General features: G+C 72.4%; 18 protein-coding genes and 2 tRNA genes. 6 read left to right on the top strand and 14 right to left on the bottom strand.

From position 1 onward, the window contains the following. Positions 1 to 2: 2 nt before the first annotated feature. From VGD85_RS03425 to VGD85_RS03415, 3 genes are read right to left on the bottom strand one after another with little or no spacing between them, the layout of a single operon-like run. Positions 3 to 1,004, bottom strand: a complete 1,002-nt coding sequence (locus VGD85_RS03425; protein ID WP_331062046.1) for an ABC transporter permease — start codon at positions 1,002 to 1,004, stop codon at positions 3 to 5. Positions 1,005 to 1,012: 8 nt separating this feature from the next. Beyond that, a complete protein-coding gene (locus tag VGD85_RS03420) occupies positions 1,013 to 2,575 on the bottom strand; it encodes an ABC transporter substrate-binding protein (protein ID WP_331062045.1) in 1,563 nt (520 codons plus the stop codon). Between the two features lie 42 nt (positions 2,576 to 2,617). Further along, entirely contained in the window at positions 2,618 to 4,012 is a 1,395-nt protein-coding gene (locus VGD85_RS03415; protein WP_331062044.1) for a serine hydrolase domain-containing protein, read from the bottom strand. A 213-nt stretch (positions 4,013 to 4,225) separates the two neighbouring features. On the opposite strand from VGD85_RS03415, the gene VGD85_RS03410 reads away from it, so the two are divergent. The 3 genes from VGD85_RS03410 to VGD85_RS03400 all read left to right on the top strand — a co-directional run bounded on the left by VGD85_RS03410 (position 4,226) and on the right by VGD85_RS03400 (position 6,404). Continuing rightward, entirely contained in the window at positions 4,226 to 5,743 is a 1,518-nt protein-coding gene (locus VGD85_RS03410) for a methyl-accepting chemotaxis protein (protein ID WP_331062043.1), read from the top strand. A gap of 98 nt (positions 5,744 to 5,841) precedes the next feature. Continuing rightward, positions 5,842 to 6,045 (top strand): CopG family transcriptional regulator, encoded by a 204-nt coding sequence (locus VGD85_RS03405; RefSeq protein WP_331062042.1) that lies wholly within the window; start codon positions 5,842 to 5,844, stop codon positions 6,043 to 6,045. Then, complete coding sequence (locus VGD85_RS03400; RefSeq protein ID WP_331062041.1) at positions 6,042 to 6,404, top strand: type II toxin-antitoxin system death-on-curing family toxin; 363 nt, start codon at positions 6,042 to 6,044, stop codon at positions 6,402 to 6,404. Before VGD85_RS03405 ends, VGD85_RS03400 begins: the two co-directional genes overlap by 4 nt. 7 nt (positions 6,405 to 6,411) lie before the next feature. Here VGD85_RS03400 and VGD85_RS03395 read toward each other — a convergent pair whose 3' ends face one another. The 7 genes from VGD85_RS03395 to VGD85_RS03365 all read right to left on the bottom strand — a co-directional run bounded on the left by VGD85_RS03395 (position 6,412) and on the right by VGD85_RS03365 (position 10,705). After that, entirely contained in the window at positions 6,412 to 6,906 is a 495-nt protein-coding gene (locus tag VGD85_RS03395) for a nitroreductase/quinone reductase family protein (protein WP_331062040.1), read from the bottom strand. A 129-nt stretch (positions 6,907 to 7,035) separates the two neighbouring features. Continuing rightward, complete coding sequence (locus VGD85_RS03390) at positions 7,036 to 7,386, bottom strand: MmcQ/YjbR family DNA-binding protein (RefSeq protein ID WP_331062039.1); 351 nt, start codon at positions 7,384 to 7,386, stop codon at positions 7,036 to 7,038. A gap of 135 nt (positions 7,387 to 7,521) precedes the next feature. Continuing rightward, positions 7,522 to 7,595 (bottom strand) — tRNA-Ile (locus VGD85_RS03385). Between the two features lie 25 nt (positions 7,596 to 7,620). Continuing rightward, on the bottom strand, positions 7,621 to 8,439 hold the full coding sequence (locus VGD85_RS03380) for a DUF72 domain-containing protein (RefSeq protein ID WP_331062038.1): 819 nt from the start codon (positions 8,437 to 8,439) through the stop codon (positions 7,621 to 7,623). Positions 8,440 to 8,443: 4 nt separating this feature from the next. Continuing rightward, positions 8,444 to 8,815 (bottom strand): hypothetical protein, encoded by a 372-nt coding sequence (locus VGD85_RS03375; protein WP_331062037.1) that lies wholly within the window; start codon positions 8,813 to 8,815, stop codon positions 8,444 to 8,446. Positions 8,816 to 8,846: 31 nt separating this feature from the next. After that, positions 8,847 to 9,647 (bottom strand): metalloregulator ArsR/SmtB family transcription factor, encoded by an 801-nt coding sequence (locus VGD85_RS03370; RefSeq protein WP_331062036.1) that lies wholly within the window; start codon positions 9,645 to 9,647, stop codon positions 8,847 to 8,849. Positions 9,648 to 9,685: 38 nt separating this feature from the next. Further along, the gene (locus VGD85_RS03365) at positions 9,686 to 10,705 is read right to left on the bottom strand and encodes a hypothetical protein (RefSeq protein ID WP_331062035.1); all 1,020 of its coding nucleotides are present in this window, start codon (positions 10,703 to 10,705) and stop codon (positions 9,686 to 9,688) included. Between the two features lie 39 nt (positions 10,706 to 10,744). Here VGD85_RS03365 and VGD85_RS03360 point away from each other — a divergent pair, with 39 nt between their 5' ends. Both VGD85_RS03360 and VGD85_RS03355 read left to right on the top strand, forming a co-directional pair. Further along, entirely contained in the window at positions 10,745 to 11,491 is a 747-nt protein-coding gene (locus VGD85_RS03360; RefSeq protein WP_331062034.1) for a PIG-L deacetylase family protein, read from the top strand. An 81-nt stretch (positions 11,492 to 11,572) separates the two neighbouring features. Beyond that, the gene (locus tag VGD85_RS03355; protein WP_331062033.1) at positions 11,573 to 12,808 is read left to right on the top strand and encodes an EAL domain-containing protein; all 1,236 of its coding nucleotides are present in this window, start codon (positions 11,573 to 11,575) and stop codon (positions 12,806 to 12,808) included. A 58-nt stretch (positions 12,809 to 12,866) separates the two neighbouring features. On the opposite strand, the gene VGD85_RS03350 is transcribed toward VGD85_RS03355, so the two are convergent. From VGD85_RS03350 to dnaG, 3 genes are all read right to left on the bottom strand, one after another. Continuing rightward, positions 12,867 to 12,939: transfer RNA gene (locus tag VGD85_RS03350), tRNA-Asn, on the bottom strand. 168 nt (positions 12,940 to 13,107) lie between these two features. After that, positions 13,108 to 13,629, bottom strand: coding sequence for a hypothetical protein (locus VGD85_RS03345; protein WP_331062032.1), 522 nt, complete (start codon positions 13,627 to 13,629; stop codon positions 13,108 to 13,110). Beyond that, positions 13,626 to 15,497: a DNA primase gene (dnaG, locus tag VGD85_RS03340; protein ID WP_331062031.1), complete on the bottom strand. Its 1,872-nt coding sequence runs from the start codon at positions 15,495 to 15,497 to the stop codon at positions 13,626 to 13,628. Before dnaG ends, VGD85_RS03345 begins: the two co-directional genes overlap by 4 nt. 67 nt (positions 15,498 to 15,564) lie before the next feature. Between dnaG and VGD85_RS03335 the strand changes: the two genes are divergently transcribed. Further along, the gene (locus VGD85_RS03335) at positions 15,565 to 15,906 is read left to right on the top strand and encodes a hypothetical protein (protein ID WP_331062030.1); all 342 of its coding nucleotides are present in this window, start codon (positions 15,565 to 15,567) and stop codon (positions 15,904 to 15,906) included. On the opposite strand, the gene VGD85_RS03330 is transcribed toward VGD85_RS03335, so the two are convergent. Next, positions 15,900 to 16,781 (bottom strand): 2-hydroxyacid dehydrogenase (locus VGD85_RS03330; protein WP_331062029.1); only part of this gene is annotated, 882 nt, incomplete at its 5' end. The genes VGD85_RS03335 and VGD85_RS03330 overlap by 7 nt on opposite strands.

The following is a 16,781-nucleotide window of genomic DNA, read 5'->3' as shown; positions in this document are numbered from 1 at the left end:
GATCAGTCCTCCCGGATCGTCGAGCGGGGGTCGATCAGGGCGAGAGCCACGTCGACGAGGGTGTTCACGAGCAGCACGCCGACGCCGTACACGAGCACGATCGCCTGCACGACCTGGTAGTCCTTGTTGAGGATCGAGGACACGATCGTGCTGCCGAGCCCGGGCCAGGCGAACACGTTCTCGACGAGCACGGTGCCCGCGACCATCGCGCTGAGCAGCAGACCCCCGAGGGTCAGCGACGCAGTCAGCGCGTTGGGCAGGGCGTGGCCGAGGTAGATCGTGCGGGCCGGCAGCCGCTTCGCCCGGGCGGTGCGCACGAAGTCGGCCTCGAGGATCGTCACCATCTCGACCCGGATGATCCGCGACAGGATCGCGGCCGGGCCGATCGCGAGCGAGAGCACCGGCAGCACGTACGCGCTGGGCGTCGCGTCGCCCGCCACCGGCAGCCAGCCGAGGCTGACGCCGAAGACGTAGACCAGCCCGACGCCGAGCAGGAAGTCGGGCACGATCCCGACCACCACGCTGGAGGTCGTGAAGGCCAGCTCGGTACGCCGGCCGTGGCCGCGCCGCGTCAGGACGCCCATCGCGACGCCGAGCGGCACCGCGGCGGCGATCGCCACCGCGAACGCCAGCAGCGCCAGCTGCAGGGTCGCGGGGAGCCGCTGGGAGACGATCTGCGAGACCGGCAGCTGGGAGATCATCGAGGTGCCGAGGTCACCGGTGAACAGGTGCTGGAGGTAGTGCCAGTACTGCACGAGCAGCGGGTCGTCGAGCCCCATCTCCGCGCGCCGGGCCGCGACGAGGGAGGCGGGGGCCGTCGGGCCGAGCGCCGCTCGCACGGGGTCGCCGGGGATCAGGTGGATCATCAGGAACGACGCGGTCACCAGCACCCACAGGGAGACCAGCAGTCGACCGAGGCGTCGCAGCCCGAACCGGACCCACGGGTGGGAGGCGACCCCCACCCGTGGCGCCGGGGTCGAGGCGACCGAGCTCGCCAGGCTCATCGGTCAGCTCACTTCGCCAGCATGCGGATGCTGGTGGGCATGAACGTCCCGGGGTAGTCGAACTCGGCCCCGCTGCCGAACGTCTTCACCTCGTTGTTGGCGAACGGGACGATGTCGGCGGCGGCGACCAGCGCCGACTCGGCCTGCAACCAGGCGTCACACCCCTCGGTGCCGTTGGTCTTGGTGGCCGCAGCGACCCCGTCGGCGTACTCCTGGTTGTCGATGCCCGAGAAGTTCGTGCCGCCGTCGGCCAGGCCCGGGCCGGACAGGAACGGCACGAGCTGGTCGGGGCTGTTGACGTTCAGCGGGACCCAGGCGATGTCCCAGTCGCCGGTGCCGAAGATCGCGCCCTGCAGGGCGGTCTCGTCGACGCCCTTGGCCGTGACGGTGGCGCCGGCGGCCTCCCACTGCTGGACGGCGAGCTCGGCGGCCGCAGCCAGGGCGCTCCCCGCGGCGCTGGAGTAGAGGAACGTGAACTTCTTGCCGTCGAGCGCGGCCTTGGCGGCGTCGACGTCCTGCGCGGGCAGGGCCGGGCCGATCGAGTCCCCGGGGCACGCGACCGGCTCGAGCGCCGCGAACGTCGTGGCCGGGCCGCCGGCGTCGGCGGTCGCGACGGAGGCGAGCTGACCGAGGTCGAGGGCCTGGGTGAGCCCCATCCGGACGTCGGCGTCGGCGGTCGCGTGGCCGTCGTCGTGGTTGTACCACTGCTCGCCGGCCATCGCCGGGGTGCTGGTGTGGAACATGTCCTGCGCCTCGAGCCGTTTGGCGTCGGGGCCCTGGATCGTGGCGGCGTTGATCTCCCCGGAGATCAGCAGGTTGGCCGCGGTGCCCTCGTTCTGGATCACCTTCATGACGATGGTGTCGGGCAGGCCGTCCTCGGCGGTCGTCGCCCCGTCCGGGCCCCAGGTGTAGCCGTCGCGGATCTGGTAGGTGTAGTGGTCGCCCGGGACCGCCTCGCTCAGCTCGTAGGGGCCGGTGCCCGCGGTCGAGTCCGCCAGGCTCTTGCGGTCCTTCAACCCCGACTCGCAGACCATGGGGAGGCTGCCGAAGCCGTTGAGGACGAACGGCGCGGGCTGAGCGAGCGTCACGGTCACCGTGCCCGCGGCGTCGTCGGCCTTCGCCGTCGCGCCGACGGGCAGGAAGGTCCCGAGGTAGGCGCTCTTGTTCTTCGGGTCGCCCACGTAGGCGATGTTGTCGGCGACCGTCGAGGCGGTGAACTCGCTGCCGTCGGCGCACGTGATGCCGTCGGTGAGCGTGAACGTCACGGTCTTGCCGTCCACGGACCAGTCCTTGGCGAGCTGGGACTCGATCTCCCCGGTCTTGCCGTCGACCGACACGAGGTTGTCGTAGGCGAGCTGATTGACCGCGAACAGCTGGCTGCTCGCCGAGGAGTGCGGGTCGAGCTTGCCCGGGTCACCGGCGATCGCCATCGTGAACGTGCCGCCGTCGGCGTACTCGCCGCCGTCCCCTCCCCCGCCGTTCGACGCCCCCGGGGAGTCGCTGCCGCCGCCGCAGCCGGCGAGCAGAGCGGTGGTGACGCACAGTCCGAGAGCGGTCGCGGTCAGCTTCATGACGGTTCCTCAGGGGGTGGCGTGGGCGGGTTCGCGGGTGGGTCAGGCTCCGGCGCGCCGGATGGCGCGACCGACGTGGAGGTAGAGGGCGTGCCCGTCGCCGTCGTCGCCGACGAAGGCGTGGGGCAGGTGCATGCCGCGGTCGGCCTCGAGCGGGATCACGCTGTCCTCGCCGAACGGCACGAACTCGGTGAGCTCCCGCTGGGCGCCCATCTCGGCGATCTCGCCCTTGGGGATCGTCTCGATCCAGATGCGCCCCTCGTCGTCCTGGGTGACGACCAGGTCCATGACGTCGGCGGAGTAGGTGCCGACGTACCGGCTCGCGTCGATGCGCTCGGGCGCCTCCGGCGGCGTGGGCATCGCCGGCAGCCGGGTGTCGGTGAGCTGCTCGAGCACGTGGCCGATGACCTCGTGGTAGAGCGACATCGCGTCGCCGCCGTTGGTCAGCACCGCGACGGCGACGCCGGCCTCCGGCACCATCCGCAAGAACGCGTACTGGCCGATGGTGCTGCCGTCGTGGCCGACGATGTCGCCCTCCGGGACGTCGAAGCGCTCGAAGCCCAGCCCCCAGGACGTCCCCATGACGCCGAGGTAGGGCAGGCCGACCTCGCGGGCCTGCATCCGGGTCGGAGTACCGGGGGCGAGAACCTGCGTGCCGTCGGCGGCGCGGCCGTCCTCGAGGTGCATCCGGGCGAAGGTGACCAGGTCGCGCGGGCTCATCGCGAGCATGGAGCCGGCCGGGGAGTTCGACCGCGCCATCGCCCAGATCGGCGCGGGCTCGGGGCCCCGCTCAGGGTCGTTGACGATGTGGCCCATCGCCGCGCGGAACGTGATCGCCTCGTAGACGCTCGCGGCCGCGTGCGTGAGGCCGAGGGGCGCGAACAGGTGCTCGCGCAGGCAGTCGTCGTACGACTTCCCGCGCAGCACCTCGACGAGGCGGCCGAGCACCACGTAGCCGGCGTTGTTGTAGGAGAACCGCTCGCCGGGCGAGAAGAGCTGGGGTACGTCGTGGAGGACACCGAGGTACTTCTCCACGCAGTCGTCGCCGAGCCCGGTGTCGGTGAAGATGTCGCCCTCGAACCCGGCGGTGTGCGTGAGCAGCTGGTGGACGGTGATCGCCGCCGCGGCGTCGCGGTCGCCGATCTGGAACTCCGGGAGGTAGGTGCGGACCGGCTGGTCGAGGTCGAGCCTCCCCTCGTCGGCGAGCTGCATGACGAGCGTCGCGGTCCACAGCTTGGTGATCGAGCCGATCTGGAAGACCGAGTCGGCGGTGGCCTCGACCCGCGTCGCCGTGCTCAGCAGCCCGGCGGCCCCGTCGACGACCTCGCCGCCGGCGAGGACCGCGTACGCCGCCGCGGGCACCTGGTGCTTCTCGATCAGGGCGGGCAACTGGTCGGCGATCCAGGTCTGGACCTCGCGCAGGGTGCTGGTGCTCATGGGGACTCACCGTAGGAACGCGCGCCGGGCGTGTGTTCGTCGGACCGGACAAGCTGGGACCCGATCCTCCGTCCGGGCCGACAGTGCGTCGGGACTGTGAGGCAGTTCACGAGAAATCCTTCAGAACCCCTCGGTTGTTCCGATGGTTCCGACATGACTCGACCGCGTTCACTCTCGTCCGCATCGATCCAGACTCGGCTGATCGTGATCGTCGTGCTGTTCGCTGTGGGCATCGCGGCGCTGGCAGCCCTTGCTTCGGCCCGCATGGAGGGCCGGATCCTCACCGAGCGCAAGGCCGCGACGCGGTCGGTGGTGCAGACCGCGCTCGGCGTACTCACCTACTACGGCCAGGAGGAGCAAGCCGGCCGGCTCACCACCGAGGAGGCGCAGAAGGCCGCGCTGGCCGCGGTCGAGCAGCTGCGCTACTCGAGCACGGAGTACTTCTGGATCAACGACATGACGCCGACGATGATCATGCACCCGGTCAAGCCGGAGCTGGACGGAGCGGACCTGTCGAGCACCGAGGACCCGGACGGCAAGAAGCTGTTCGTGGACATGGTGAAGGTCGTGCACGACAAGGGCGCCGGGTTCGTGGAGTACCAGTGGCCCAAGCCGGGCGCCGAGGCTCCGCAGCCCAAGGTCTCCTACGTCGCGGGCTACGAGCCGTGGGGCTGGATCATCGGCTCGGGCATCTACGTCGACGACGTCAGCTCGGTCGCCTGGGACGAGACGGTCGCCCTGCTGCTGACCGGACTGCTGGTCATCGTGGTGGTCGGCGCGGCGGCGTTCGTCATCGGCCGCACGATCGTGCGCCCGATCCGCTCGGCGACGGCGCTGCTCGCGAGCGGTGACCTCAAGACCCGGCTGCCCGAGGGTGCTCGGCACAACGAGCTCGAGAAGCTCGCGGTCGCCCTCAACGGCACCCTGGACCGGTCCGCGGAGGTGGCATCGAACGTCAGCGACGCGGCCCGCCAGCTCGACGCGGCCGTGACCAGCCTGGTCGAGACCAGCGACGGCATCACCGAGAGCGCCGAGCGCACCGCCGAGCAGACCGCGACCGCGTCGGCCTCCGCGCACGAGGTGAGCATGGGGATCGAGTCGGTCGCCGCCGGCACCAAGCAGATGGGGGCCTCGATCAACGAGATCGCGCAGAACACCTCGTCCCTGGCGCGGATCGCGGGCGAGGCGGTCGAGATCGCCGACAGCACCAACCACGTCGTCGGCGCCCTGGGCGAGTCGTCGGCCGAGATCGGCAACGTCGTCAAGGTGATCACCGCGATCGCCGAGCAGACGAACCTGCTCGCGCTCAACGCGACGATCGAGGCCGCCCGGGCGGGCGACGCCGGCAAGGGGTTCGCGGTCGTGGCCGGCGAGGTCAAGGAGCTCGCGCAGGAGACCAGCCGGGCGACCGGGGACATCTCGACCCGGGTCGAGTCCATCCAGAACGCCGTCGCCGAGGCCGCGACCGAGATCAGCCGGATCCAGGAGATCATCGGCCGGATCAGCGACTTCCAGAACTCGATCGCCGGTGCGGTCGAGGAGCAGACCGCGACCACCGCGGCGATCGCCGGCAGCCTCACCGACACCGCCGACCGGGGCCGCGACATCGCCTCGACCCTGGAGCTCGTCGACGACGCGTCCCGCGCCACCCGAGCCGAGCTCGAGGGCATCCGGACCGCCGCGCACGACCTGGCCGCCACCTCCCGGCGGCTGCAGGAGACGGTCGGCTGAGCCGACCCCGGCCTGACCGGGCCGATGTCCGCATGGGGGGAGCATCGGCCCGGTCAGTCCGGCCCCTCGCGTGATACCAGTTCGGCACCATCTTCCGCATGGCGATGACCTTGAGACTGACGCCGGAGGACGAGCGCCTCCTTGCCGCGCTCGCCGAGTCCGAAGGAGTGAGCCGGCACGAGGCCACTCTCCGCGCTATCCGCGAGGCGGCCGCGCGCCGCGGGCACGAGGCACGGGTCGCCGAGCTGTCCGCCGAGGCGCGTGAGCGCTACGCGGACGTGCTCGACCGACTGGGCCGGTGACCGTTCCTCTCACGACGGAGGACCTCCTGCGGCTGGTGAACGACCTCGACGTCGGGCCGGTCGGCGACCTCGGTCTCCTCGACTCCGCGGCACACCGGCCCCACGCCGTCGTCTATGGCCGGGAGGCCTATCCGGGGCTCGACCTGAAGGCGGCCGTCCTGCTCGACTCCCTGGTCGGCAACCACGCTCTGGTTGACGGCAACGAGCTCCTCGGGTGGCTCGCGGTGGTCGTCTTCTACGGGCTCAACGAGGTCGCGCTCGAGGCGTCAGACGACGCGGCGTACGAGCTGGTGATGTCCGTCGCGCGACGCGAGCCCTCGATCGACGAGGTCGCCGCCACGCTGGCTCGCTGGCGCTGAGCTCGGCCTATGCGGAGACCGGACGGCCCCCCTCCCGCGGCTCGAAGACCACCACCGCGGTCTCGACCGGCCGCCGCGCGGCGTACCCGTCGAGGTTGGCGTCCAGCTCGGCCCACCGCGCCCACAGCCGCTCGCGCTCCGCGCCCTCGGCCCGGCGGGCGCGCACGGGGCGGACGCCGTCCTTGGTCTGCACCACGGCGTCGGGGTGCGCCTGGAGGTTGAGCCACCAAGCCGGCTCGGCCGCGCCCCAGCCGTTCATCGCCATCGTGACCAGGTCGTCGCCGTCCTCGAAGTAGCCGACGATCACCTGGCGCTCCGCGCCCGTGCGGCGGCCGGTCGTGGTCAGCCGCAGCGCGCCCCAGCCGTCCTTCTTGCCCCCGGTCTTGGGCAGCCACAACCCCCGCCGGCCGTCGGTCCGGCGCACCAGCCACCGGTGGGCGTGCCAGAACGCCCGGATGAACCACCGCGGGGGCAACCAGCCGCGGGACTCTCTCTTCGCCATGGCCCGAGCCTGCCGCGCACCGTGACCCAGGGCCAGGGGCGTAGGTCATGCCGTGCGGCGGGATGAGTGGGTCGGGTGAGAGTCTGATCCACGGCGCAAGGATCATGGGGATCCAGGGACGGCGACTGGTCAGCCGAGGAGCTCGCTGACCAGTCGCTTCGGTGCCTGTGCCCTCCAAGCCTCGACGACAAGGGCTTCGGCGCGCTCCGGAGCAATGCCTCGCAACTGCACCTCGAGTCCGAGGAAGCTGCGTGTGGCGTCTGAGCGCCGTACGGGCGTACCGAGCTCCGGATCGGCGGCCACTACCTCCGCCGCGGCCTCTTCAGGAATACAGAAGACGGCGGTGGTCTCGTCACCGCCCATGCCCAGGAAGGTCTTGCCACGCACCTGCCACAGCGGGACCTTGAGTCGGAAGTGCTGCTTCTCGCTTGCTTCCGGCAACGCCATCGCCCACGCCCGGATCTGCTCGACGCTGACCACGGACGCAAGATAGCCACGGGACGCTGGGTCGTCCAGACATCGGGCGGTCACGGCACCGTCGCGACGGGTACGCCACGCCCGGGTGGAGGAGCTCGCCGAGGGTCACCCGTCAGCCGAAGGCAAACAGGCGGGCGGTGGGGCGGGTGGGGCTCGAACCCACGACCCAAGGATTATGAGTCCTCTGCTCTGACCGACTGAGCTACCGCCCCGTGCGGACGCGAGCCTAGTGGGCGATCAGAGCCGGTCGATCAGCCGGAGGGCGTCGTGGGGCGCGAATCCCTTCGCGTCGTTGTCGAAGTAGACGACGACGTCCGCCACCTCGGCCCACGCGCGGCACTTGTCGGCCCAGCGGTCGAGCGCCGCATCGCCGTACCCGCTCGTGTAGAGCTCCTGGTCGCCGTGCAGGCGGACGTACACGAGGTCGGAGGTGACCGCCTCGGCCATCGGCCACCGGCCGGCGGTGTCGGCGACCACGCAGGCGACGTCGTGCTCACGCAGCAGCGCGAACGCCTCGTCGGTGCAGAACGACGCACTGCGGAACTCCAGCGCATGTCGCACCCGCTGCCCCGACAGGCCGGCGGGCGCGGTCGTCAGCGCGCGCTCCTCGGGCACCTTCGCGTCGTGACGCTCCGCGAGCGCCGCGACCTCCCCCACGGTCCGCGGCAGCTGGGCGAAGAACGACGCGAGCAGGTCCGCGTCGTACTCCAGGCGCTCGGGCAGCTGCCACAGGAACGGCCCCAGCTTGGGGCCGAGCGCCAGCACCCCGGAGGCGAAGAAGTTCGCCAGCGGCGCCTCGACGTCGCGCAGCCTCTTCATGTGCGTCACGAACCGGCCGCCCTTGACCGCGAACACGAAGTCGTCGGGCGTCTGGTCGCGCCAGGAGGCGTACGACGTGGGCCGCTGGAGGCTGTAGAAGGAGCCGTTGATCTCCACCGAGCCCATCCGCTCGGCCGCGTAGGCGAGCTCGTCGCGCTGGCGCAGGCCCTTCGGGTAGAAGTCGCCGCGCCAGCCGGCGTAGGTCCACCCGGAGATGCCGACGCGGATCTCGCCCACCGGTCTAGTGTTCGTCGCGCGCCGAGTCGATGGCGAGCGCGAGCGCGTTGAGGCCCGCCCACCCCAGCGTGACGGTCCGGACCTTGCGGCGCAGGTCCGCGTCGTCGGTGCGCGCGGCCAGCAACGCGCCGTCGCCGAGGTCCATGGCGATGCGCAGCAGCATCGCGGTGCGCACCGTCCGCGGCGAGCGGCCGAACAGCGCGGCGGCACTGATCGCGGCGTCCCGTACGCCGTAGGTGCGGGCCAGCAGCTCGAGGCCGTCGCGGTCCTGGCGGCCGGCGTGCAGGGCCTCCGGCAGGTGGGCCGGACGGGCCAGGCAGTAGCCGGCGTACCCCGCCGTCGCGGTCGACATCAGGCGGCTCAGAGGGAAGCTCATGGCGGATGGGTACCCGCCGGGGTCGGGCCGCTCACATCGGCAGCGGCTCGCCGGTCTCGAGCAGCGACTTGAGGCTGGCCAGGATCTCCGGCCAGCCCTCACGGATGCCGGGCAGGATCGCGCTGTCGGCCGCGAAGTCGCCGTGGGTGACCCGGAGCCGGACGGTCTCCGCCACGGGTTCGAGGTCGAAGGTGGCCAGCGAGAGCGGCTCCGCGGCCGGCGCCGCCCAGTCCTCCTTGCCGCCGCCGACGGCCGCGACGAACTCCGGGGTGATCGCGTGCCACCGGTACGACAGCCGGCGCGGCGGGTCGGACTCGACGACGACCTGGCGCGGGTCGGCCATGGTGGCGCCGGCGTACTGCCAGGTGACCGGTGCACCGACCTCCCAGGTCGAGGTGAGCTCCGCGCCCCAGTAGCGCCGGGTGAACGCCGGGTCGGTGAGCGCCTGCCAGAGCCGCTCGGGCGTGGTGCGGATGTAGGTGGTGTAGACGAACTCGTGGGTGGTGGTCGCGGGGGTGGTCATGGGCGTTGCCTCCAGGGCGGTCTTGAGGTCCGCGAGGGCCTCGGCCCGATCGCGGTCGTAGCGGCTCAGCCAGCGCTCGGCGACGTCGTGGAGCGGGGCGGCGTCGAGGTGGTGGACCTTCTCGCGTCCGCGCCACTGCGTCGTCACCACGCCCGCGTCCTCCAGGATCGCGAGGTGCTTGCTCACCGACTGCCGGGCCATCTCCAACCCGGCGCAGAGCTCACCGAGCGTCTGGCCGTTGCGGTCCCGGAGCCGGTCGAGGAGCGCGCGCCGCGTGGGGTCGGCGAGCGCCTTGAAGACCGCATCCATGGACACCCACCCATTTCATGCAGCCATTTGGCTGCATGTCAAGGTCGGACCGGCGGCGGCGTCGTGAGCGCGGCCAGCCAGTACGCCGGCCGGTCGCCCCACCGCGCCAGCTCGGTGTCGTTCGCGGGCGCGGTGCAGCGGATCCAGGACTCCACGCGGGCCAGGCGGCCGAGCCGGAGCGCCGCCGGGAGCGCCGCGCGCAGCTGCGCCATCGGGGCGTACTCGCTCCAGACCTCGAGACCCGCGTCGGCGACGCGACGCAGCTCGGGGTCCTCGGGCGGCAGCGACCGGCGGTGCGCGAGCGCGTTGAGGGGCACCAGGAGCGCCGCGAGCGGCTCGGTCACCAGCGCGTCGGCGAAGTCGAAGAACCGCAGCTCCCCGCCGAGGTCGAAGACGTTGTGGCCGTGGAGGTCGTTGTGGCACAGCGTCAGCGGCAGGCCCAGGGCCGCGACCTGGTCGGCCCACTCGGCGACCCGCGGCAGCGCCGCCCGCACCGCCGCGACGTCCTGTGCCGGCATCGCCCGGGGGTCTCCGGCGGGCAGCGCCTCGAACCCGCCCAGCTGCTCCTCGACGTACCCCACGCAGTCGGCGGGCGCCAGCGTGGTGAGTCCGGCCGAGGTGAGCCGCTCGACGTAGCGGGCGACCTCCAGCTGCAGGTGGGCGCCGGACGCGACCACCCGGCACCACAGGTCGATGGCGTCGTCGGCACCGAGCTCCGCGTCGCCGAGGGGCGTCCCGAGGTCCGGCGTGAGGAACAGCCCGCGGGTCGTGTCGGCGGCGGTGACCGGCACGACGTGCCGGGCCGCGAGGTCGTTGAGAGCCACGACGAGCGCGGCCTCGAAGGACTGCGTCGCACAGTTCTGCTTCGCGTAGAAGACGCCGGTCGCGGTCTCGGCACGCCACACCGTCGCCCACGGGCGCAGCGTGACCGGCTGCAGCGACCGGGGCTCCCCCACCGCCGCGGTGACCCACGCGCGCAGCTCGGCGCGGAAGGCGTCGCCGGCCCACCGTTCGCTGGCCGGGGGCAGCCGGAGCGCGAGATCGGCGTACCGCTTCATGAGGCGCAGCCTGTCATGCTCGACGCCAGGAGGTAGGAGATGAACGAACCACTCGCGACCCTCGAGCCGCTGCCCGAGGACTGGGAGCGGGCTCTGTGCGTCGTGGCCCACCCGGACGACATGGAGTTCGGCGCCGCGGCCGCCGTCGCCCGCTGGACCGGCCAGGGCAAGGACGTCACCTACTGCATGGTGACCAGCGGCGAGGCCGGCATCGACGCCATGCCCCCCGACGAGTGCCGCGTCGTCCGGGAGGCCGAGCAGGTCGAGTCCGCCCGGATCGTCGGCGTCTCGGCGGTGGAGTTCCTGCACCAGCCCGACGGGGTGCTGGAGTACGGCGTACCGCTGCGCCGCGAGATCGCGCACGTCGTACGCCGCTTCCGCCCCGACGTCGTGATCACCGGCAACTTCCGCGACACCTGGGGCGGGGCGAACCTCAACCAGGCCGACCACATCGCAACCGGCCGTGCCGTGGTCGACGCGGTGCGCGACGCCGGGAACCGGTGGGTGTTCGCCGAGCAGCTGACCGACGGGCTGGAGCCCTGGGGCGGGGTGCGTGCCGTGTGGGCGTTCGGCTCCCCGCAGGCCACGCACGCCGTCGACACCACCGACACGTTCGAGGCCGGCGTCGCGTCGCTCGAGGCGCACCGCGCCTACATCGACGGCCTCGGGTGGGAGCACTTCGACTCCCGGGAGTTCCTCGAGGGCTTCGGCCGGCAGACCGGCCAGCGGCTCGGCACCCCGCTGGCGGCGGCGTTCGAGGTGTTCCCGATGGGCTGGGGCGAGTAGTCCGCCCCGGCCGATGCCCGCCCTCCGGGTTCCGCCGGCGCCGATCCTCGTCTACCGTGAGGTCGGTCCAAGGGGGTTCCGTTGGGGGAACAGATCTCGGCCGTCGGACTGGCTGCGCTCGCGCTGCCGCCGGACCCGTCCTGCTCGGGCGGCGTCATCCAGGCGGGGCTGGCGACGCTGCGCCGCCACCTCGGCATGGACGTCGCCTTCGTGTCGACGATCCGTGACGGCTGCCGCTTCTTCGCCTACGTCGACGCCGTCGCGGGCGAGCCGGTCACCTCACCCGCGGACCTGCCCGGCGACGGCGACCCGACCGAGGACACCTACTGCGGCCGGGTCATCGCCGGACGGATCCCGCAGCTGATCCTCGACGCCCGCCGCGAGCCCGGCGTCGCCGATCTCGCGGTGACCACCGAGGCGCCGATCGGCGCCCACCTCTCGGTGCCCCTGATCCGCTCCACCGGGGAGCCGATGGGCACCCTGTGCTGCTTCAGCCACCGCCCCGACGAGACCCTGCGCGAGCGCGACCTGCAGGTGCTGCGCCTCTTCGCCGACCTCGTCGGTCCCCACATGGAGACGATCCTTCGTCACGAGGAGCACGTCGGCCGGGTCCGCACGAGGGTGCTGAACGCCGTCCTGGCCGACTGCCCGCGGATCGCGCTGCAGCCCATCGTCGAGCTCGCGACCGAGGACGTCGTGGGCCACGAGGCCCTGGCCCGGTTCACGGCCGCCGACGGCGCGGCACCGGGGTGGGACACCGCACGCTGGTTCCACGAGGCGACCGGCGTCGGCATGGGCCCGTTCCTGGAGACCGCCGCCGTGACGAACGCCCTGGCGCTGCTGCCGATGCTCCCCCAGGAGGCGACGCTCTCGGTGAACGTCGCCGCCGCGTCCTTGTCGCACCGGCCGCTGGTCGACCTGCTGGCCTCGGCGCCGGGGGTGATGGTCGAGATCACCGAGCACACCAGGATCGTGGGCTACGAGGCGCTCGGCCGCTCCCTGGACCGACTGCGCGAGGCCGGCGTACTGGTGGCCATCGACGACGTCGGTGCCGGCTATGCCGGCCTGGAGCAGATCCTGGAGCTGGCACCGGACGTGATCAAGTTCGACCGGGCGATCGTCACCGGCCTGCGCGACGACCCCCTCCGCCGGGCCATGACGCACGGCCTGGCGAGCTTCGCCGCCAGCGCCGGGGTCCGGCTCATCGCCGAAGGGATCGAGACGGCCGAGGACGTCGACGCGCTGCGCGAGATCGGCGTCCCACTCGGGCAGGGCTACCACCTCGGTCGCCCCGTCCTCATGACGGCGAACCCCTGACACGCCAGAGGCCCTGACCTGCGCGGATATCTCCGTCGCCGGCCAGGGCCTCTCTCTGCTCCCCCGGTTGGACTCGAACCAACAACCCTCCGGTTAACAGCCGAATGCTCTGCCAGTTGAGCTACAGGGGATCGGTGCAGCCCGCACAGGTTAGCAATCGGGCAGCAGCAAGGAAAATTGAGGTGGTCGGTCGCGCGCGTTCGGGCGGACCCGGGCTCGGCGACCGGCGTCGAGACACCAGAAGTGGCTGCTTCTGGGGTCGAAACGCAGTCAGTTCTGGTGTCTCGACGGGAGAGGAGTCAGCCCAGTCCGACGTCGCGGACCGCGGCCGCGAGCGCCTCCCGGGCGAGCCGCTGGACCTCGGGATCGTCCGGGTCGACACCCTCGTCGTACTCGTAGATCCACTGCACCGGGCGGTCGCCGCGCGGCGCACGCCGGGCGATCACCCGCAGGCCGCGGCGCCCGTCGACCGGCACGTGTCGCTGCAGCACGATGCTGGCGGTGACGCGCTCGCGGACCAGCTCGAGCAGGCGGCCTGGCTCGTCGAGGGTGAACCGGTGCTCGGGGCGCTCCTCGCCCCAGCTGCCGACCTCGGTGACCCGCAGCACGGAGGTCTCCTGGTCCCAGTCGGCGGCCTCGACGTCCTCCCACGCGATGCGGAGCGTCTCGGTGAGCTCGAACGTCGAGCCGCCGCGCGCGTGGACGAAGTACAGCGCGTCGCGGGTGCCGCCGAGGTGGCCCTCGGCCGCCGCCGCATCCGCGAGCAGCCGCTCCCCTCGCTCGACCCGGATCGGTGGGCGCTCGCGGCGCAGCCCTCTCACGTCGCGCCCCCGGTGAGCCGGTCGCGCAGCGCGCGGCGGTGCGCCTCGAGCGCGGCCAGCTCGCCGAACATCTTGTTGAACTCCTCGGGCTGCTCGACGGGGTTGGTGCGCTGCAGCTTGGACTTGATCGCGGCGATCCGCCGGGCCGCGGTCAGCTCGAGCAGCCGGAAGACGTGCTGAGCGACGTACGCCGCATCGGGCTCCTTCTTGAGCGGCTCGACCGCGAGCGCGCTGATCACCGAGGAGACCGCCGGGTCGGTGGCGGCGTCTCGCAGCCGGTTGGCCCACGTGGGGTCGCCGGCGCCGGCGCCGGGTCCGCCCGCGGCGGCGACGAGCTCCCACACCCCGCGGTAGGTCGGGTGCGTGAAGTCGTTGACGCCGATGTCGGCGGTGCTGCGACCGATCGTCATCGGGTGCTGGATGACCAGCTGCAGCGTCTCGCGCTCGGTCGCGAACCGCGGGTCGCGCAGGTCGGGTACGGCGGTCCGCGGCGCCGGCTCGGTCGGCGCCTGCTGGCCACCGCCACCACGGACGTCGCGGGCCTGCCGGGAAGCCGACCTCCGTACCTCGGCACGGGCCTCCTCGACGTCGAGGCCGACCATCCCGGCCAGCTCGCGGGCGAACGCGTCGACCTTCGACCTGTCGCGGATGCTCGAGACCAGACGGGCGCCCTCCCGCAGCGCGTCGACCCGGCCGTCGGCCCGGTCGAGGTCGTACTTGCCGACGACGTTGGTGAGCACGAAGCGGTACAGCGGCACCCGCCGAGCGACGAGCTCACGGACCGCGGCGTCGCCCTGCTTGATCCGCAGGTCGCACGGGTCCAGCCCGTCGGGCTCGACCGCCACGTAGGTCTGCGAGACGAAGTTCTGGTCGCCGCCGAACGCGCGCAGCGCGGCCTTCTGGCCCGCGGCGTCGCCGTCGAAGGTGAAGATCACCTCGCCGCGGAACTCCTCGTGGTCGTTGAGGAACCGGCGCAGCACCCGGGAGTGGTCCTCGCCGAACGCCGTGCCGCAGGTGGCGACCGCCGTGGTCACGCCCGAGAGGTGGCAGGCCATCACGTCGGTGTAGCCCTCGACGATGACGGCCTGCGAGGAGCGGCCGATGTCGCGGCGGGCCAGGTCGATGCCGTAGAGCACCTGGCTCTTCTTGTAGATCGGGGTCTCGGAGGTGTTGAGGTACTTCGCGTCGATGCGGTCGTCGTCGAAGATCCGCCGGGCGCCGAAGCCGATCGTGTCGCCGCTCGCGTCGCGGATCGGCCACAGCAGGCGGCCGCGGAACCGGTCGTAGCCCGACGGCCCGATCAGGCCCCCGACGGTCATCTCCTCGGCGCTGAAGCCCTTCTGCCGCAGGACCGTCTTGAGGGCGTCGCCGTCGCGCGGGGCGAAGCCGATGCCGAAGTGCTCCGCAGCGGCCTGGTCGAAGCCGCGCTCGCCGAGGAACTGGCGGGCGACCAGCGCGTCCGGGCTGGAGAGCTGGTCGGCGTAGTAGGCCTGGGCGATCTGATGCGCCTCGATGAGCCTGCGCCGGGGCGGGCCCTTGGGGCGCTCCTCGCGGACGTCGCCCTCTTCCCGGCGCAGCTGGACGCCGACCTTCTCCGCGAGCCGCTCGACGGCCTCACCGAAGGTCAGCCCGTCGATCTTCATCAAGAAGGTGATGACGTCGCCGCCTTCGCCGCAGCCGAAGCAATGGAAGAATCCGCGACTCGGGTTGACGTTGAACGACGGCGACTTCTCGTCGTGGAACGGGCAGAGCCCCTTCTGGGAGCCGCCGCCGGCGTTGCGCAGCGTGACGTACTGCGAGACGACGTCGTCGATGCGCGCCTTCTCGCGCACCGTCGCGATGTCCTCCTCGCGGATCCGCCCTGCCACGCTGCGGAGTCTACGGGGAGCGCGCACCCCTGCCCGCACTGCTCCACAGCCCGGCGATACTGGGACGGTGACCGCCCACACCGGACTGGCCGAGCGGGCCGCGGCCCTCCGCGCCGACGCCGAGGCCCAGCTCACGGCGCTCGCCGGCGGCGCCTCGCTGTGCAGCATCGCCCGATCAGGCTCCGCCTTCCCGGGCGGGAAGTACCAGGAGGGCCGGGCGTACGCCGCCGCGACGGTGCTGCGCGAGCTGCGCCGCGGCCTCGAGGAGTCCGAGGCCTTGGACGCCGCCCACGGTCGCTGGCTCGCGGTCGCACCGGAGCAGCTGCGCGCCGCCGCCGACTGGCGCGCGTACGGCGAGGGCGGGGACGACGCACTGGCCGAGCTCGGCGAGCCGGGGACCGCTCAGTAGTCGCCGGCCATCACGTTCACGAGGGGCTCGCCCCCGGCGTAACGGTGCGGCTGGTCGCGCACCAGCCGGTGCGCCCGTGGCCACATCGCGCTGCTCGCGCCGCCGACGTGCGGGGCGATCAGCAGGCCGGGGGCGCCCCAGAGCGGGTGGTCCTCGGGCAGCGGCTCGGGGTCGGTCACGTCGAGGGCGGCCCGGACCCGGCCGCTGTCGAGCGCAGCGACGAGGGCCGAGGTGTCCACGACCGCGCCGCGGGCGACGTTGACCAGCAGCGCACCGTCCTTCATCGCGGCCAGGAAGCCCACGTCGACCAGGCCTCGCGTGGCTTCGGTCAGCGGCACGACCAGCACGACGACGTCCGCGTGGGGCAGCAGGGCCGGGAGCTCGTCGATGCCGTGCACGCCGTCGCGGGCTGTCCGGGCGACCTTCGTGACGTCGACCTCGAACGGCAGCAGGCGGGCCTCGATCGCCCGCCCGATGGCGCCGTACCCCACGATCAGGACCTGCTTGTCGGCGAGCGCGGGCCGCCAACCGGGCGCCCACTCGTGGCGATCCTCCGCGCGCACGAAGTCCGGGATGCCGCGCAGGCTGCTCAGGATCAACGTGAGCGCCAGCTCGGCGGTGGAGGTGTCGTGGATGCCGCGGCCGTTGCAGAGCGTCACGCCCGGCGGCACGAGGCCGCGCAGGTTGTCGACGCCGGCGGTCAGGGTCTGGACGACCTCCAGTCCGGTCATCCGCGGCAGCACCTCGCCGACGCGGCTGCCCACCTGGTACGGCGGCACGTAGAACCGCACCTCCCCCACCGTGTCCGGCACCCGCTCGGTGGGGTCGACGACCTCGTAGCGCAGAGTGCCGGGCGGATCACCGAGCTCGGCCGG

Origin of the sequence: Nocardioides sp. (assembly GCF_036401255.1) — a bacterium.
In the GTDB taxonomy this organism is placed as follows: Bacteria; Actinomycetota; Actinomycetes; order Propionibacteriales; family Nocardioidaceae; genus Nocardioides.
Note: the sequence above shows the minus strand (reverse complement) of the source record. Positions and strands in the feature narration are given on the sequence as shown.

Coding starts and splice junctions, on each gene's coding strand:
- VGD85_RS03425 (WP_331062046.1), bottom strand. CDS start 1,004: ATGAGCCTGGCGAGCTCGGTCGCCTCGACCCCGGCGCCACGGGTGGGG.
- VGD85_RS03420 (WP_331062045.1), bottom strand. CDS start 2,575: ATGAAGCTGACCGCGACCGCTCTCGGACTGTGCGTCACCACCGCTCTG.
- VGD85_RS03415 (WP_331062044.1), bottom strand. CDS start 4,012: ATGAGCACCAGCACCCTGCGCGAGGTCCAGACCTGGATCGCCGACCAG.
- VGD85_RS03405 (WP_331062042.1), top strand. CDS start 5,842: ATGGCGATGACCTTGAGACTGACGCCGGAGGACGAGCGCCTCCTTGCC.
- VGD85_RS03395 (WP_331062040.1), bottom strand. CDS start 6,906: ATGGCGAAGAGAGAGTCCCGCGGCTGGTTGCCCCCGCGGTGGTTCATC.
- VGD85_RS03375 (WP_331062037.1), bottom strand. CDS start 8,815: ATGAGCTTCCCTCTGAGCCGCCTGATGTCGACCGCGACGGCGGGGTAC.
- VGD85_RS03370 (WP_331062036.1), bottom strand. CDS start 9,647: ATGGATGCGGTCTTCAAGGCGCTCGCCGACCCCACGCGGCGCGCGCTC.
- VGD85_RS03365 (WP_331062035.1), bottom strand. CDS start 10,705: ATGAAGCGGTACGCCGATCTCGCGCTCCGGCTGCCCCCGGCCAGCGAA.
- VGD85_RS03360 (WP_331062034.1), top strand. CDS start 10,745: ATGAACGAACCACTCGCGACCCTCGAGCCGCTGCCCGAGGACTGGGAG.